Below are 17230 nucleotides of genomic sequence, written 5' to 3'. Positions count from 1 at the left end.
ATTAATTAATGTGTATGGGCAATGATGTAATTTTTATGCTGCTGAATTTTGCGCAAATTCTTCAGGTGTAAACGCCTTAATTGATAACGCATGAACTTCCGCCTTCATGCGATCACCCATAGCGCCATAAACCAATTGATGACGTTGCACTAAACGCTTTCCTTCAAACTCAGGGCTCACAATGGTTGCGAAAAAATGTTGGCCATCGCCCTCTACCCGTATATGCGTGCACTGAATACCTTGCTTGATATAAGCTTCAATTTGTGCCGGAGTGGGTAACATTTATTTTCCTAAAGAATCGGGATATGAATCATTAGTAACGGAGCTTGTAGCCTTTTTGCAGCAGGCGCAATGCAATAGCCGACACCACCACAAAGAAGCAAAACACAATTGCCACACTACTCCATGGCGAGTGATCAGATGCCCCGAAAAATCCGTAGCGGAAGCCATCAATCATGTAAAAGAAAGGATTGAAGTTGGAAACCACTTACCATGCCGGAGGCAAAGAATGGATGGAATAAAAAACGTCTGACAACATCGTGGCAGGCATGATGATGAAGTTCTGAAAAGCCGCTAACTGGTCATATTTATCCGACCCAATACCAGCGATTAAGCCAATGCTGCCCAATATTGCCGCACCTAAGAAGGCAAATACTAAAATCCAAAGCGGATACTCAAGCGCGGAAAATGCAAACCAAGAAGTAATCAGCAGAACACCGAGGCCAACCACAATCCCACGAAAAACCGCAGCCAGGATGTATGCAGCGTAGAACTCAAAGTGGCTTAAAGGTGCTAAGAGAACAAATACCAAGTTCCCTGTGACTTTTGACTGAATCAAAGAAGGGGAAGTGTTTGCAAACGCATTTTGCAAAACACTCATCATGACAAGTCCGGGAATCAGAAAGGCTGTATAGCTTAAGCGACCATAAACCTCGCGCCCCTCAAGCACATGACCAAAAATCATGAGATATAGGACAGCAGTCAGAACTGGGGCTGCAATCGCCTGAAATGCCACCTTATAAAAACGTTTGACCTCTTTAAACAATAAAGTCGGAAAGCCACTGCCATACACCAACAGGGGTCTATTCAGCCCATGCTTCATAGCGCGCCTCCGGACATAATATTGACAAAGACTTCTTCTAAACCGGTTTTGCCTTCGCCATCTTTTTTAACTGAACTATAACGACTGAGTAAATTCGCAGTGGTATCTAAAGCCACGATCCTCCCCTGCTTGAGCATCGCAATGCGCTGACATAAAGCTTCAGCCTCTTCCAAATAATGCGTAGTTAAAACAATCGTATGACCATCTTGATTAAGTCGACTAATAAATTGCCATAAGGACTGACGCAACTCGATATCAACACCAGCAGTTGGCTCATCCAAAATAATGACTGGTGGCCTATGTACCAAGGCCTGGGCAACCAACACCCGACGTTTCATTCCGCCTGATAAAGAACGCATATTGCTGTCAGCTTTAGAGGTGAGATCAAGATTTGCCATGATCTCGTCAATCCATGCATCGTTATTGCGTACACCAAAGTAACCCGACTGAAATCGCAAGGTTTCACGAACGGTAAAGATGGGATCAAAAACGAGTTCTTGAGGAACTACGCCGAGCATTCTGCGGGCTTCACGAAAACCCTTCTGAACATCCGCACCCATCATGGCTGCATGACGGCGACTTGGCCTTACCAAGTCAGCCAATATCGAAATCAAAGTCGTCTTACCGGCGCCATTCGGCCCTAATAAACCAAAAAATTCTCCAGGCTCAATAGACAAAGAAACATCATCCAAAGCCTGAAGTGCGCCGTACTGCTTAGATATATTCTGAATCGATATCGCGGAGTGCATCGTCATTACAAACCCAGCAATGTGGCAACACCATACACACCAGCCAAGACTTTCAACTTTTCTGGCGCATGCTCAACTGAAATAGACTTACCCTCTGACATGAGCTTTTTTTTCCACGCCAATAAAACAGTTAATACAGTCGAGTCAAAATCTTTTAAAGCTGAGCAATTAATCAATTGCAAGCTATGGGGATTTAACAAGCCCTCCTTCTGCAACTGCGAGGCAGTTTTTTGCGTGACTATTTTTGGCAAAATAAAAGGCATGATGTCTTTATTCGTGAATTAATTGCTTGGCTTTGCTGCAGCCAATTGTTTATTGCGATCTTGTAAAAACTTAACCAAACCCTCAATCCCGTTTTGGCTGATTTGATTAGCAAATTGATTGCGGTAAGCCTCAACCAACCATACGCCCATGATGTTCATGTCATAGACCTTCCAACCATTGGCTGTTTTCTCTAAGCGATAGTCCAAAGGCACTGGATCGCCACGACCGAGTACGACAGTTTTAACGACCACTTCTTTATCATCTGGTGCCGCACGCAAAGATTTAAATTGCACAGTCTGATCACGCAACTGACTCAAGGCACCAGAGTAGGTGCGAATCAATAAATTCTTAAATTCCAAGGACAGCTGCGCCTGCTGCTCGGGCGTAGCCTTTTTCCAATTGGGTCCCATTGCCATTTCTGTTGTGCGGCGCATATTGGTATAGGAAACAATTTTCTTTTCCACCAAATCCACAATCCTCGGAATATTGCCCTTCTGGATATCGGGATCAGCTTTGACCGTTGTCATCACATCTGTAACAACCATCTTAATTAATGCATCTGGGGGTGTTGATTGATCAGGGGTGTGAGCAACAATAGCGGTGGAAACCAATAGCAGGCTCGTCAAAACAAGGCTGTAGATTCTTTTCAAACTCTTCATATTCTCTGTCCGCCATCTTTATCTATATTGAGACACATTTTAGTCGTTGAAAACCGCCTTGGCGAATTGCTTATTGATATGGATTCTCGTAAACCGGCATGAGAGGCTCGTCATCATCACGCCCCTCATTAATTTGATACGCCCGTCTTTGAATATAAGCATCACGCATAAAGCTGTATTTATCAATTGCGGCACCATCCAATAAATCACCGGCTTCGTAATACGTATTTCGCGCATTGACTACGCGTAACCAAGTCAAACTATTACGCAAGGCAACGTCTGGCAGCAATCTCAATAAGTAATCAGATTCCAAGTCGGCCACGATACCAACAGTATCACGCACATTGCTTGGCCCAAAGAAGGGTAAGACCACATAAGGCCCCGAAGGCACACCAAAAACACCCAGAGTTTGACCCCAGTCTTCTTTATGTTTTTCAAGACCTCCTGGGGTTGCTATATCCAAGAGTCCACCTAGACCCATAGTCGTATTCACCACCACGCGCATGAGATCATTGAAAGCGTAATCTGGCTTGCCTTGTAATAAGTTATAGAGCGCGGTATAGATATCGTTGTAGTTGCTAAAGAAGTTGTAAATTCCCTCGAGAACAAATTCAGGCAATACAAAGCGATAACCTGCAACTACTGGCTTTAGAAGATAAGCATCCAAGCCTTCATTGAATTCAAAGACTGAGCGATTAAACGACTCCCATGGATCCTGCGGAGAAGGCTCAACCCCAGGAGGAATGGAGGCGCAACCGACGCAAACAATAGTAGCCCCAAGCAAAGCCAAGTGTTTTAGCTTGCTCAAGAAAAACATCATTTCGCGGCACCCTTATCTTGGCCGCTATCTGCAGCCTTGTTATAGAGGAATTGACTAATAAGACTTTCTAAAACAATCGCCGACTGAGTTTGGGAAATCTTCTCGCCATTGGTCAACATATCATCGGATCCACCAGCCTCAAGGCCAATGTACTGTTCACCCAATAAACCGGATGTCAAAATCTTGGCTGAAGAATCTTTTGGAAACTTATACGAGTCTTCAATCGTCATCACCACCGTCGCTTGATAGGTCTTATCGTCAAAAGAGATATTCGCGATTCTGCCGACCACTACACCAGCGCTCTTTACTGGCGCGCGTGGCTTTAAACCGCCGATATTGTCAAAGCGCGCGGAAATTTTGTAAGTTTGAGCAAATGAAACTGCATTCATATTGCCAACTTTCAGCGCGAGGAAAAGCGCCCCCAATAAACCAATGGCAACAAAGATTCCCACCCAAATATCAATTGCACTTTTTTTCATAAGAGCCCCAGTTTATTCTTTCTAATTTGAGAACATCATCGCGGTTAGCAAGAAATCCAACGCTAAAACCGATACAGAAGAAATCACGACCGTGCGAGTAGTCGCTTGCGAAACACCTGCTGGCGTAGGCTTAGATTCATAGCCCTGGTAGAGAGCAATAAAAGTTACCGCAAGACCAAACACCATGCTTTTAATTAAGCCATTGCCGATGTCGGAAAACAAATCTACTCCCCCCTGCATCTGAGACCAAAAAGCACCTGAATCCACACCAATGAGCGGAACGCCGACCAGATAGCCGCCCAGAACACCCACTGCTGTACAAATAGTCGCCAAAATTGGCATAGAAATAATGCCGGCCCAGAGTCGCGGCGCAATCACCCGCCCCAAGGGATCAACCGCCATCATCTCCATGGCGGTTAATTGCTCCCCTGCTTTCATCAAGCCTATTTCCGCAGTCAATGCAGTCCCAGCCCTGCCGGCAAACAATAAGGCGGTAATCACTGGACCCAACTCACGAGTCAAAGAGATGGCAACCAATAGGCCAAGCGCTTGCTCAGAGCCATAACGATTCAAGGTGTAGTAGCCCTGTAAACCCAAAACAAAACCCACGAATAATCCTGAAACTGCAATGATGACAAATGAATGATTGCCAACAAATAGAATTTGGTCGATTACTAGGCGCGGTCTCTTTAGCAGGAATCCTGAACGTACAATAACCGCTACCAACATACGAGCAGCCAAGCCAAGACTACTTAAATTGCGACGAACAAAAAATCCCAGATCACCAAATAAATTGAGCAGCATATTCATCGCGCGGTCATCCCAAAATCTTCTTCCAGGCTATTGCCGAGATAGTGAAAAGGTACAGGGCCATCTGGAGCTGCATCTAAAAACTGTCTAACAAAAGGATCTGTTGAGCGACTCAACTCCTCAGGAGTGCCTTCTGCGCCAATGCGGCCATTCGCAATAAAGTACACATAATCTGCAATAGCAAAAGTTTCTTCAACATCGTGGGTCACCAATAAACTCGTGGCTCCCAGAGCATTATTGAGATCGCGAATCAAGCGCGCGGTAATACCAAGTGAAATAGGATCGAGACCAGCAAATGGCTCGTCATACATGATGAGCGGTGGATCCAAGGCAATCGCTCTAGCTAGCGCAACACGCCTTGCCATACCACCAGAAATTTGTGAAGGCATTAAATCCCGCGCGCCACGCAAACCAACCGCATTGAGTTTCATCAACACTAACGAGCGCAAGAGCTCTTCACTCAGGTCGGTATGCTCACGCAAAGGGAAGGCCACATTTTCAAAAACACTGAGGTCGGTGAATAAAGCGCCAAACTGAAACAACATGCCCATGCGTCGACGGGCCACCATCAACTCAGCGCCACTCATCTTGCCAATGTCTTGAACTTCGAATAAAACTTGCCCTGATTGAGCAGTGAATTGACCGCCAATTAATCGAAGGATGGTGGTCTTGCCACAGCCAGAACCGCCCATCACAGCAACTACTTGACCACGTCGAAACTCCATATTGAGTCCAGACAAAATTTGCCGATCTCCTGGGGCATAGGCAAAGTTGACGTCTTTAATGGAGACGACAACCTCACCTGTAGCTTGCTTATTTACATCCAAGGAGTTTGGCTGGCCACTATTCATATCCTCGATATTATCGGGGTAAAACAGATGACCCGATTAAATACTGGTCTACTGCCTGGGCACATTGACGGCCCTCTCGAATCGCCCAAACCACCCAAGATTGTCCACGGCGCATATCGCCAGCCGCAAATACTGTAGGAACGTTCGTGTGATAGGCGGTTTGACCATCTACCGTCGCCTTAGCATTGCCTCGCGCATCCTTCTCAACACCAAAAGCATTGAGCACCTGCTGTACTGGAGAGGCAAAGCCCGTTGCCAAAAGCACTAAATCTGCTTTGATCTCAAATTCAAAATTGGGCACTTCTGAAATCTTGCCGTCTTTCCACTCCAAACGAACGCCAATCAGCTTCTCAACTTTGCCGTTTTTACCTTCAAAACGCTTAGTCCCAACTGACCAATCGCGATCACAACCCTCTTCATGAGAAGAGGAGGTGCGCAACTTCGTTGGCCAATATGGCCATATCAAAGGCTTGTTTTCGACTGCTGGAGGCTGAGGGAGTAACTCAAACTGAGTGATCTTAGTTGCGCCATGACGGTTAGAAGTGCCTACGCAATCAGAACCGGTATCACCACCACCAATAACAACAACATGTTTATCTGTCGCACGAATTTCATTTTTGAAGTCGCCAGCATTTTCTTTGTTCTGTGGAATCAAGAATTCCAATGCATAGTGAACACCAGCCAACTCACGACCTAGTACTGGAAAGTCACGCGGTTGTTCCGCACCACCGGTAATCACTACCGCGTCAAAATCCTTCATCAACTGTTCTGGTGAAACTGTTTGAGTAGAGTAGTTTTTCACTTCAGCGCCAATTGCTTCTTTGCCAACAAATACGCCTGTTTCAAACTTAACGCCTTCAGCTTGCATCTGCTCAACACGACGATCAATTAACCACTTTTCCATTGTGCAATCAGGAATGCCGTAACGCAATAAGCCACCTATACGATCATTCTTCTCGAATACCGTTACATCATGGCCAACGCGAGCCAATTGCTGAGCAGCCGCCATACCAGCAGGACCACCGCCAACAATCGCTACTTTTTTACCCGTCTTCACCCTAGATGGCTCTGGTTTAACCCAACCACTTTCCCAACCTTTATCAATAATGGCGTGCTCAATAGATTTGATACCCACTGAAGTGCTATTGATTCCCAGAGTACAAGCAGCCTCGCAAGAAGCCGGGGAAATACGGCCAGTGAATTCTGGGAAGTTATTAGTTGATTTCAAAACATCCAATGCATTCTTCCAATCGCTATGGAAAACGAGATCATTGAAATCAGGAATGATGTTGTTCACTGGGCAACCGTTATTGCAAAACGAAATGCCGCAATCCATACAACGCGCACCTTGCATCTTCGCCTCTTCATCATTTAAAGCGGCGACACACTCTTTGTAATGATCGAGCCGTTTAACCGGCGCTTCGTATGACTCCTCGACGCCCTCAAACTCCATAAATCCAGTGACATTACCCATCTCGAATCCTTAGTATCTTTTCTTAATGTTTTTATTGATTAAGCAGAAACAGTTTTGTTTTGAGCTTTTTCCCACAATTCACCTAGAGCACGCTTGTACTCTGTCGGAAGCACTTTCACAAAACGACCGCGGGCATTTTCCCAATCAGCCAAGAGCGCTTTTGCGCGCTCAGAACGGGTGCGACGGAAATGACGCTCAATCAAGCCTTTCAAAATTGGCTCTTCAGTTAAACGCTCGCCACAGTCTTTCACGTCAACAGGGGCATGCCATTCAGACTTCGGCATCTTGGCGATCGGCCCAGCTGAAGGTAGCACTTTTTCTAAGGTCGCCATGCTGGTATTGCAGCGCTTATCAAACAAACCATCTTCGTCATAAACATAAGCGATGCCGCCACTCATACCTGCGGCAACGTTACATCCTGTCGCACCAAATACAACTACGGTTCCACCGGTCATGTATTCACAACCGTGATCACCGGCACCTTCCACAACGGTAGTAGCGCCAGAGTTACGGACCGTGAAACGCTCACCAGCTACGCCATTAAAGACAGCCTCACCAGCAATCGCACCATAGAGAACGGTATTGCCAACAATGATGTTTTGCACTGTATCGCCACGGAACTCATGAGGTGCGCGAACGATCACGCGACCGCCAGACAAGCCTTTGCCAACATAGTCATTGCCATCGCCAACCAAATCCAAGGTGATGCCGCGCGCCAAGAAGGCTGCGAAACTTTGACCGGCTGTGCCATTCAACTGAATATGAATCGTGTCATCAGGCAAGCCTGCGTGACCATAGCGTTGTGCCACTTCGCCTGAAAGCATTACGCCTACAGTACGGTTTACGTCTTTGACTGGAACAATGAAAGATACTTTTTCACAACGCTCTAATGCAGGCTCGCTCTTCTCGATCAAAATGTTATCGAGAGCGCTGGCCAAGCCGTGATCTTTGGTCAACACTTGATAACGCGGAACTTCAGCGGCAACCTGTGGCTCAGCGAAGATCTTGCTGAAATCTAAGCCATGAACTTTCCAGTTCTCGATACCTTTACGGGTATCCAATAAATCAACGCGACCAATTAAGTCATCAAACTTACGAATGCCTAATTGCGCCATGATCTCGCGCGCCTCTTCAGCAATAAAGAAGAAGTTCACTACATGCTCTGGCTTGCCCGAGCACTGCTTACGCAACCCTGGATCTTGAGTAGCTACGCCTACTTGGCAGGTCTTCAAATGACACTTACGCATCATGATGCAACCCTCAACGACCAATGGCGCTGTGGCGAAGCCGAATTCATCCGCACCCAATAAAGCACCAATCACTATGTCGCGACCTGTCTTCATGGGACCGTCAGCTTGAACGCGGATACGGCTACGCAAACCATTCAGAACCAAGGTTTGCTGTGTTTCAGCCAAGCCCAATTCCCATGGGGAACCAGCATACTTGATTGAAGACAATGGGGATGCGCCTGTACTGCCATCATGACCAGAGATCACAACGTGATCCGCTTTAGCTTTAGCAACGCCAGCAGCAACAGTACCAACACCCACTTCAGATACCAGTTGTACAGAAACGTCTGCTTTTGGATTGACGTTCTTCAAGTCATGAATCAACTGGGCGATATCTTCAATCGAATAAATATCATGGTGCGGAGGGGGAGAAATCAAACCTACGCCCGGTACCGAGACACGCAACTTACCGATGTAGTCGAAAACTTTGCGACCAGGCAATTGACCACCTGCGCCAGGCTTGGCACCCTGCGCCATCTTGATCTGAATCTGATCAGCGGAACGCAAATATTCGGTGGTTACACCAAAGCGGCCAGAAGCAACCTGTTTAATCTTGGAGCGAAATGAATCACCATCTTGCAATGGAATGTTCGCTTCAACTACATCGCTACCCAAGATGCTCGCCAAGGACTCGCCCTTCTTAATTGGAATACCTGTGAGCTCATTCACATAACGGTTTGGATCTTCGCCACCATCACCAGTATTGGACTTGCCGCCAATACGGTTCATTGCGATTGCCAACGTAACGTGCGCCTCGGTAGAGATTGAACCCAAAGACATCGCGCCCGTTGCAAAACGTTTGACGATTTCTTTTGCAGATTCTACTTCGTCCAATGGGATAGCCTTCACTGGATCGATCTTGAATTCAAACAGGCCACGCAACATCATTTGACGCTTGGTTTGATCATTGATGATATTGGCGTACTCTTTTATAAGTCTGATAGCCTTTTTCAGCGCCAACACGTGTTGAATGTTGTAACTTCGCAATCGTATCTCGAGTCCACATATGGTTCTCACAACGAATACGGAATGCATATTCACCACCAGCGTCAAGCGTATTGGTTAATACCGGGTCATTACCAAACGCGGCTGTATGCATGCGCAATGCTTCTTCAGCCACTTCAAATACGCCGATACCCCCTACATTCGATGGAGTGCCTTTGAAGTATTGATCAATGATGTCGCGATTTAAGCCAATAGCTTCAAAAATCTGTGAGCCCGTGTATGACATATAAGAAGTAAAGATGCCCATTTTGGACATCACTTTTTGCAAGCCCTTACCGATTGCCTTCACAAAGTTCTTTACTGCTTTTTCCGCAGACAAATCACCAGACAAACCTTTAGCCATTTCCGCCAAAGTTTCCATTGCGAGATATCGATGCACCGCTTCTGCACCATAACCAGCCAAGAGTGCAAAGTGATGTGTCTCACGCGCACTACCAGTTTCAACCACCAAACCAACACTAGTGCGCAAACCTTTTTGCACTAAATGCTGATGGATTGCAGCAGTCGCCAACAAAGCAGGAATTGCCACGTGCTTCTCGTCAACCTGCCGATCGCTCACGATCAAAATGTTGTAACCCGAGCGCACAGCATCGGCCGCTTCAGCACACAAAGAGGCTAAGCGGGCTTCGATACCAGCCTTACCCCATGAAGCTGGATAGCAAATATCCAACTCATAAGAACGGAACTTACCGTTGGTGTAGCGACCAATATGACGACTCTTGGTGATGTCATCAAAATCCAAAATTGGCTGACTCACTTCCAAGCGCATTGGAAGATTAATGTTGTTGGTATCCAATAAAGTTGGCTTAGGCCCAATGAATGACACCAAGGACATCACCATATTCTCGCGAATCGGATCGATCGGAGGATTGGTTACTTGCGCGAATAATTGCTTGAAGTAGTTATAAAGTAGCTTGTTCTTATTAGACAGAACAGCTAACGGGCTGTCATTGCCCATAGAGCCGATTGCCTCTTCACCATTCATGGCCATTGGAGCCATGAGGAACTTAATATCTTCCTGGGTATAGCCAAACGCTTGCTGGCGATCTAATAATTTAGCCGCGGGACGAATGGTAGTTTTTTCATCAATCAAGTCCGCTTTGCTAGCGTCCACTTCGTCCAACCGCACGCGAACCGCATCGATCCAGCTCTTATATGGTTTCGCTTTAGAAACGGCATTCTTCAACTCAACGTCATCAATAATGCGATCTTGTTCCATATCGATCATGAACATCTTGCCTGGTTGCAAGCGCCATTTTTGAACGAGCTTGCTCTCCGGCATTGGCAATACGCCCGCTTCAGAGCCCATGATGACCAGATCATCATCAGTCACGTAATAACGTGCTGGACGCAAACCATTGCGGTCCAAAGTGGCGCCAATTTGACGACCATCGGTAAATGCCATGGCCGATGAACCATCCCATGGCTCCATCATGGCTGCATGGTATTCATAGAAAGCGCAACGATTGTCATCCATCAACGCATGCTGTTCCCATGCCTCAGGAATCATCAGCATGGCTTGAGTCAATGGATAACCAGACATCACTAGTAACTCTAAACAGTTATCAAAACAAGCTGTATCTGATTGAAAACAAGCTGTATCTGATTGACCTGGATAAATTAATGGCCAGAGTTTTTGCAAATCATCGCCGAGCACCGGGGAGCTAATCGCGCCTTCGCGTGCATTCACCCAATTGACGTTACCTTTAACAGTATTGATCTCGCCGTTGTGCGTAATCATGCGGTATGGATGCGCCAATTCCCATGCAGGGAATGTATTGGTGGAGAAACGCTGATGCACTAAAGCGAGTGCAGATACAGTGCGTTTATCTTGCAAATCTTGGTAATAAGCACCCACTTGGTTTGCTAACAGCAAACCCTTATAAACAATGGTTCTAGCGAACATAGAGGCAACAAAATATTCTTTGCCATGCTTCAAATGCAAATCTTGAATTGCGTGACGTGCTGTTTTGCGAATCACATATAACTTACGCTCAAGTGCATCCGTTGTCATGATGTCACGACCACGGACAAGAAAAATCTGACGAATGAATGGCTCTGTCATTTACACTGTTGGCGACGTTGGTAATTTCACATCTACCGGAACATCTCTCCAACCCAAAACAACCTGACCTTCTAAACGTACAGTACGCTCCAATTCTTGTTCACGTGCCAAACGAGAGGCGTGTTCCTTAGGCAAGAAAATCATACCGACGCCATATTCACCCAAAGGTGGCAATGTCACGCCTTGTTGAGCTATCTCTTCGCGATACAAAGTATCGTGAATTTGAATCAAGATACCGGCACCGTCACCCATCAAAGGATCGGCACCAACCGCTCCCCGGTGATCCAAATTCTCAAGAATCTTGAAACCCTGAGAAACGATTTCATGGGATTTTTTACCCTTGATGTGCGCTACGAATCCCACGCCGCAAGCGTCGTGCTCATTACTGGGATCATATACACCTTGAGCGATAGGGCGAAGATCTGAATTTAATTTTGTAGTCATAGTATTGCCGAGGGGCGACAAAGGCCTGATTACTTTTGGAGGATCAAATATAGGTGAATACCCACACTGATGCAATAGAAATAAAATGAGCCTGTCCCATTTATTTTGATGTCGCACCAAAATGTATTATGTATATGGGGACGGAGTCAAAATATTCAATACCCAAATCCCAATTCGGGCGTATTAGAAATTCTCTAAGCTATTGAATTGACTGAATTTATTTTGCTATGGCGGCCACGGTGTCGTATTGCCGCAATTTCTGAGGCATCTTTCAAAATCTTTTTAGCATAAATATCACTTACCCAAGGCTTTGAGCGAATCAGGGATTCTGTAATTTGACGGTCTTCCCAGTGCGGAGAGCCCTCTTTGACAAAATTAGACCAGCCCATCTGCCGCTCAAATGGCGTATGACCTCACTTCCACCAGGATTGATTGTCTACAAGCCAGGGTTCAGTCTTACCCCCAATATGGGTTGCGAAACTAGTCCAGGTAGAGCTTTGAGGGTTTGATTCATACCCAGCCCTAACGGGGTTAAGCTCGATATAGCGCTGACAACGCAAAAAATAGCCTGGTTCAATCAAAGAAGAGCGGTATCTTCCCTCCCAAATTGTTTCGGAGCGACGATGCTGCCGATTGAAATACTGCGCATATCGACGACCCAATGACTGCATCGTTTTCGCAAGAGAGTCTTCGTTTTGCGGAGTCATCAATCAATGCACATGATTTGGCATTAATGCAAAGGCATGTACCGCGCAGCCAAACTGTCTAGCAGCCTCACGCAACCACTCTAAATAAGTTCGGCGATCTTCATCGACAAAAAAAGTGTCTCGCGATTGTTTCCAAGAACCATCACATGCATGGCTTTGCCAGGTATTACGGTGCGCGCTTGCCGTGCCATGCTGGAAACGAACTATTGCAGTTCGCGCACACCGCCATTGTGAGAGAAGTCTGGAATAAACCAGTCACCATCAACTTGAGTCACCCCACTCGGCACCTCACGCGCTTCTTGTGGAATTTCTTTTAAGGCAGTTCCGATATAAGAGATCCACATCGGCAACGCAAGACCTCCACCAGTTTCCCGATCACCTAAGCTCGCAGGCTTATCGAAACCGATCCACGCAATCGCAACGACTTTCGGGTTATAACCAGCAAACCAGGCATCGTGATAATCGTTAGTGGTGCCTGTTTTGCCAGCGATATCATTGCGACCTAATTGTCCTCGTGCCGAGGCGGCGGTACCAGTCTTAGTTACTTCCTGCAACATGCTATCCATCACAAATGCAGTGCGCGCATCGAGTACACGCGGAGCATCTTCACGCACACGAGTAGGCTTAGCTTCAAACATCACTGTGCCTTTTGAATCCACCATCTTGTCAATTAAGAATGGGTCGACACGATAACCGCCATTAGCAAACACACTATAAGCAGAGGCCATCTGTAGCGGGGTTACTGAACCCGCGCCCAAGGCCATTGTTAAATAAGGTGGATGCTTTTCAGGCTCAAAACCAAAGCGCTGAATATATTCCTGTGCATAAGAAGGGCCAATGGCGCGAATAATGCGAACTGAAACTAAGTTTTTCGATTTCGCCAAGGCATTGCGCAAGCGCATCATCCCATCATATTTGCCATCGTAGTTTTTTGGCTCCCAGTCTTGACTTCCTGTTTCCATGCTGCCGATAGATAAAGGCGCATCATTCACCATCGTGCTAGGTGTGAAGCCTTTTTCAATCGCGGCTGCATAGATAAACGGTTTAAACGAAGAGCCTGGTTGACGTAAGGCTTGTGTCACGTGGTTGAATTGATTGCGACGGAAATCAAAACCGCCTACCAAGGAGAGAATAGCGCCAGTCTCCGCATTCATCGAGACAAAAGCCGCCTCAACTTGTGGCAACTGAGCCAACTTCCAAACCCCGCCGTCAGACAGTAAGCGCACTACACCCCCAGGGCGCAAGCGTTTCTTGGGTTGAGTGCTATCGGTAATGGAAGCCGCCGCCAACTTCATACCATCACCTTTAATAGTGATGGTATCGCCAGTAGCAATCATGACCTGCATTTCTTTTGGCTTTACATCAAGCACAACGCCAGACTGCAAATCATCCAACTGTGGATATGCCAGCAATGCCTCATCTATCGCACGTTGGCGTTTTACTAAATCTTCCGGTAGATCAATAAGTCCTTCTGGACCGCGATAATCATGACGCAAATCGTATTCAAAAATCCCCTTCCGGACTGCTTTATAGGCGGCGTCTTGATCGGCCTTCCGGATGGTTGTGTAAACATCGATTCCTTGAGAGTAGATAGCTTCACCATATTGCGTGAATAGCAATTGCCGAACCATTTCGGCCGGGAAATCAGCACGCACAGCAAACTCATTCCCAAGACCGCGAATATGCAATTCCTCAATCATCGCCTTTTGGTATTCCTCGGGCGTGACGTAGCCAAGATCGCGCATACGCTGAAGAATGTACTCTTGACGAATCTTGGCGCGACGGAAATTGCTCACGGGGTTATAGGCGGACGGGGCTTTTGGCAAACCAGCCAACATGGCCGACTCAGCAACAGTGATGTCTTTTAACTCTTTGCCAAAATAAATCTGCGCTGCGCTAGAGAAACCATAAGCCCGCTGCCCTAAGAAAATCTGGTTCATATAGATTTCCAGAATTTTGTCTTTAGTTAATTGAGACTCGATTTCCCAGGCCAACAGCACTTCATAAATTTTTCGGCTAAAGGTTTTCTCATTGCTGAGGAAGAAGTTCCGTGCAACCTGCATGGTGATCGTAGAGGCGCCTTGCGAAAGATGCCCGCGCAAATTAGTTACCGTTGCGCGCAAAATGCCCGCATAGTCGACACCACCATGAGAATAGAAGCGATCGTCCTCAATTGCCAAAACAGCATTACGCATACTTTGAGGAATTTCATTTAGCGGGATTACCTTGCGACGCTCCTCACCAAACTCGCCAATGAGCACTTTATCTGCCGTGTAAATGCGGAGAGGGGTTTTAGGGTTGTAGTCGGTTAAGGCGGAGATCTTTGGAAGATTAGGTTTGGCTACCAAGAAGGCATACCCCATCAGCAAGGTAATCACCAAAGCAAAAACCACCCCAATGATCAACAAACCCTTAACTAGTGGATTGCTGGAATTTTTGCGTGGCAAGCCAGGTTCAGTACGTGTCTGCCGAGGACGTCTATCGGAAGGACGAATTGGACGCCGATTTAGCGGCGGCTTGTCTTTTGGAGGTAAGGCCATTCCCAAATTATAGGGTGCTTGGACGATTTCCTTAAAAGAGCGCCAAAACCCTTGTTTTGCAAATAGTGATGGCCGGATTTCTGACACGGGAATCAAATTGGGCCGATAGTTTTTCAACCCTCAAAATCGAAGAATAGGGGCATGTCTGCACGCCATATTTCCAACCAATCTTTTGATGAGATTTTGAGTGATCTTGGCGATGCCCCTGCCATCCCAGATCCCCACGGAATTCATCAATCCACTCCCTCACAAAACCCACCATCAAGACCCTCAAACCAAAGCAATAACCAGCCCTTTAAGACCCCTCTTGCCCAGCTACAAATTCCTGGCCACTTTCAAAAATTGGGCGGCTTACTTACCCTTCTGATTGGGATCCTAATGGCTTCGGCAGTTACTTATTTTGTGATCTACAACGCCTTAAACAATCACTCCCAAAGCGCCCTTGAAGAATCCCATCAGCAGATCTCCGACTTAAGCAAGGAGTTGGACATGATGCGCGATGAAATTCAACAGGATAAATCAAGATGACTTATATATGGTAATAGACGAAATAGAAGTGAGCATTCACTCATTAAAAGAGAAAAGGCCTGAAACTAGGATTTTGAGCAAAGCCCAGACACCCCCTCATGAAGCTGAATTGCGACGTTGGCGCCATCTAGGAGCGGCCCATATGGGCACAACTCATCAAGCATTTTTCAATACTGCGAAAGGGAATATCGCCTTTGAAATAGGTGCTCAGGTTTTAGGGGAATGGCGTCTTAACAAACTCGAAAATGGGCTAGCAATCTTTACTCATCCCCAGGGTAGATCTCTCACTCTGAAGACTGCATCAGGGGAATGAAGCTGAGCATCTACAACCTCAAAAAAATATCTACAAGACATTGGAATTGCATTTGTTTTATTCATGCTTTTTTTTGGCCAATCCGGCAGGTGGAAACACGCCTTCAAAAAGTCATTTGCTAGCACCCATTAGCCTGGAATTCACCGACATTGAAACAACAGCGCTTTTACAAGTTTTGGCTAAATTAGGTAATACCAACTTTTTATTAAGCGAGTCAATTCAGGGCAAGAGTTCAGTGAATCTCAAAAACACCCAATGGCAAACCGCGCTCCATTCCATCCTGGCTAGCCGTGGTTTGCGTCTAGTTCGCAATAGCGATATTTATTGGATTGGGCCTCATGCCGAAATCCAGGCCTTTCAAAAATTCCGTCGCGAGGATGTTGCCCTCCCCTTTGGGGGAGATCACATTAATAGCCCAAGGCAAATTCTGATTGAAGCACGCATTGTGGAGGCGGATGAGCGTTTTGCTAGGGAATTGGGTGTCAAACTGGGATATCAGGTCAATGGGCTTGGTGGCAATGCCGATCAAACATTGACGGGTAATTTCGATCTAGCTGGCACTGGATTAAATGGCTTTAATCCGGCAGCGGTGGCTGCGACCCTGGTTTCTCGAAATGCCAGTCGCATTCTTCAAGCTGAGCTTTCCGCTTTGGAGTCAGAGGGTCAAGGAAAAATTCTGCCTAACCCTCGCATCATGACGGGCGACCAAGTCAAAGCCACGATCGAGCAAGGCACTGAACTCCCCTACCAAACCTCCAATCAAAACGGCAGCAAATTGCAATTTAGCAAGGCTAATCTACGCCTTGAGGTTCTCCCCAAAATCCATCCCGATGGAAAGATTTCAATGCTAGTTGGCATTAATAAGGAGACGGTAGGTATGAAAACAGAGCAGGGATACACGATTGACACTAAAAGCCTAAGCTCTGAGGTCACCGTTGAAAATGGGGGAACAGCGATTATTGGCGGAATCTTTCAAACTACCGAACTAGAGGATGAAGTCACAATCCCCCTACTAGGGGATATTCTCCTCATTGGCCACTTTGTTCGCCATAAATCTAAGTTGCAAGACAAAACTGAGCTGCTTGTCTTTTTAACTCCGACCGTTCTCGACAAACCCTAATAAAATCGAAG

General features: G+C 46.5%; 13 protein-coding genes and 3 pseudogenes. 2 read left to right on the top strand and 14 right to left on the bottom strand.

Annotation, left to right across the window (positions count from 1 at the left end):
• Positions 1 to 33 precede the first annotated feature (33 nt).
• The 14 genes and pseudogenes from DXE35_RS00280 to DXE35_RS00220 form a co-directional block, all read right to left on the bottom strand.
• A complete protein-coding gene (locus tag DXE35_RS00280) occupies positions 34 to 282 on the bottom strand; it encodes a BolA family protein (RefSeq protein WP_114689140.1) in 249 nt (82 codons plus the stop codon).
• Positions 283 to 313: 31 nt separating this feature from the next.
• Positions 314 to 1102: pseudogene (locus DXE35_RS00275) on the bottom strand (ABC transporter permease).
• A gap of 65 nt (positions 1103 to 1167) precedes the next feature.
• Positions 1168 to 1851, bottom strand: a pseudogene (locus DXE35_RS00270) (ABC transporter ATP-binding protein); the annotation flags it as partial.
• Between the two features lie 5 nt (positions 1852 to 1856).
• Positions 1857 to 2114 (bottom strand): STAS domain-containing protein, encoded by a 258-nt coding sequence (locus DXE35_RS00265; RefSeq protein WP_114689139.1) that lies wholly within the window; start codon positions 2112 to 2114, stop codon positions 1857 to 1859.
• Positions 2115 to 2132: 18 nt separating this feature from the next.
• Entirely contained in the window at positions 2133 to 2774 is a 642-nt protein-coding gene (locus DXE35_RS00260) for an MlaC/ttg2D family ABC transporter substrate-binding protein (protein ID WP_114689138.1), read from the bottom strand.
• Between the two features lie 70 nt (positions 2775 to 2844).
• Positions 2845 to 3582, bottom strand: a complete 738-nt coding sequence (locus DXE35_RS00255; protein ID WP_415069715.1) for an MlaA family lipoprotein — start codon at positions 3580 to 3582, stop codon at positions 2845 to 2847.
• An 8-nt stretch (positions 3583 to 3590) separates the two neighbouring features.
• Positions 3591 to 4073, bottom strand: coding sequence for an outer membrane lipid asymmetry maintenance protein MlaD (gene mlaD / locus DXE35_RS00250; protein WP_114689136.1), 483 nt, complete (start codon positions 4071 to 4073; stop codon positions 3591 to 3593).
• 21 nt (positions 4074 to 4094) lie between these two features.
• Positions 4095 to 4877, bottom strand: coding sequence for a lipid asymmetry maintenance ABC transporter permease subunit MlaE (gene mlaE / locus DXE35_RS00245; RefSeq protein ID WP_114690320.1), 783 nt, complete (start codon positions 4875 to 4877; stop codon positions 4095 to 4097).
• Between the two features lie 2 nt (positions 4878 to 4879).
• Positions 4880 to 5734: an ABC transporter ATP-binding protein gene (locus tag DXE35_RS00240; RefSeq protein WP_114689135.1), complete on the bottom strand. Its 855-nt coding sequence runs from the start codon at positions 5732 to 5734 to the stop codon at positions 4880 to 4882.
• A 10-nt stretch (positions 5735 to 5744) separates the two neighbouring features.
• Positions 5745 to 7208 (bottom strand): glutamate synthase subunit beta, encoded by a 1464-nt coding sequence (locus DXE35_RS00235; RefSeq protein ID WP_114689134.1) that lies wholly within the window; start codon positions 7206 to 7208, stop codon positions 5745 to 5747.
• Between the two features lie 38 nt (positions 7209 to 7246).
• Positions 7247 to 12011 (bottom strand): annotated as a pseudogene (locus DXE35_RS00230) (glutamate synthase-related protein).
• A 413-nt stretch (positions 12012 to 12424) separates the two neighbouring features.
• Positions 12425 to 12718 carry a transposase gene (locus DXE35_RS09385; protein ID WP_197713908.1) on the bottom strand — a complete coding sequence of 98 codons (294 nt, stop codon included), beginning with the start codon at positions 12716 to 12718 and terminating at the stop codon, positions 12425 to 12427.
• A gap of 3 nt (positions 12719 to 12721) precedes the next feature.
• Complete coding sequence (locus tag DXE35_RS11280) at positions 12722 to 12793, bottom strand: hypothetical protein (RefSeq protein WP_415070253.1); 72 nt, start codon at positions 12791 to 12793, stop codon at positions 12722 to 12724.
• Positions 12794 to 12921: 128 nt separating this feature from the next.
• Complete coding sequence (locus tag DXE35_RS00220; protein WP_114689133.1) at positions 12922 to 15258, bottom strand: penicillin-binding protein 1A; 2337 nt, start codon at positions 15256 to 15258, stop codon at positions 12922 to 12924.
• Positions 15259 to 15399: 141 nt separating this feature from the next.
• Between DXE35_RS00220 and DXE35_RS00215 the strand changes: the two genes are divergently transcribed.
• Together DXE35_RS00215 and DXE35_RS00205 are read left to right on the top strand one after the other, a co-directional pair.
• Positions 15400 to 15786, top strand: coding sequence for a hypothetical protein (locus DXE35_RS00215; protein WP_114689132.1), 387 nt, complete (start codon positions 15400 to 15402; stop codon positions 15784 to 15786).
• Positions 15787 to 16214: 428 nt separating this feature from the next.
• Complete coding sequence (locus DXE35_RS00205; protein WP_231969885.1) at positions 16215 to 17219, top strand: secretin and TonB N-terminal domain-containing protein; 1005 nt, start codon at positions 16215 to 16217, stop codon at positions 17217 to 17219.
• Positions 17220 to 17230 lie beyond the last annotated feature (11 nt).

The sequence above is a fragment of the Polynucleobacter necessarius genome (genome assembly GCF_900095215.1).
Classification (GTDB): Bacteria; Pseudomonadota; Gammaproteobacteria; order Burkholderiales; family Burkholderiaceae; genus Polynucleobacter; species Polynucleobacter necessarius_H.
This window is presented reverse-complemented; position numbering and strand designations above follow the sequence as displayed.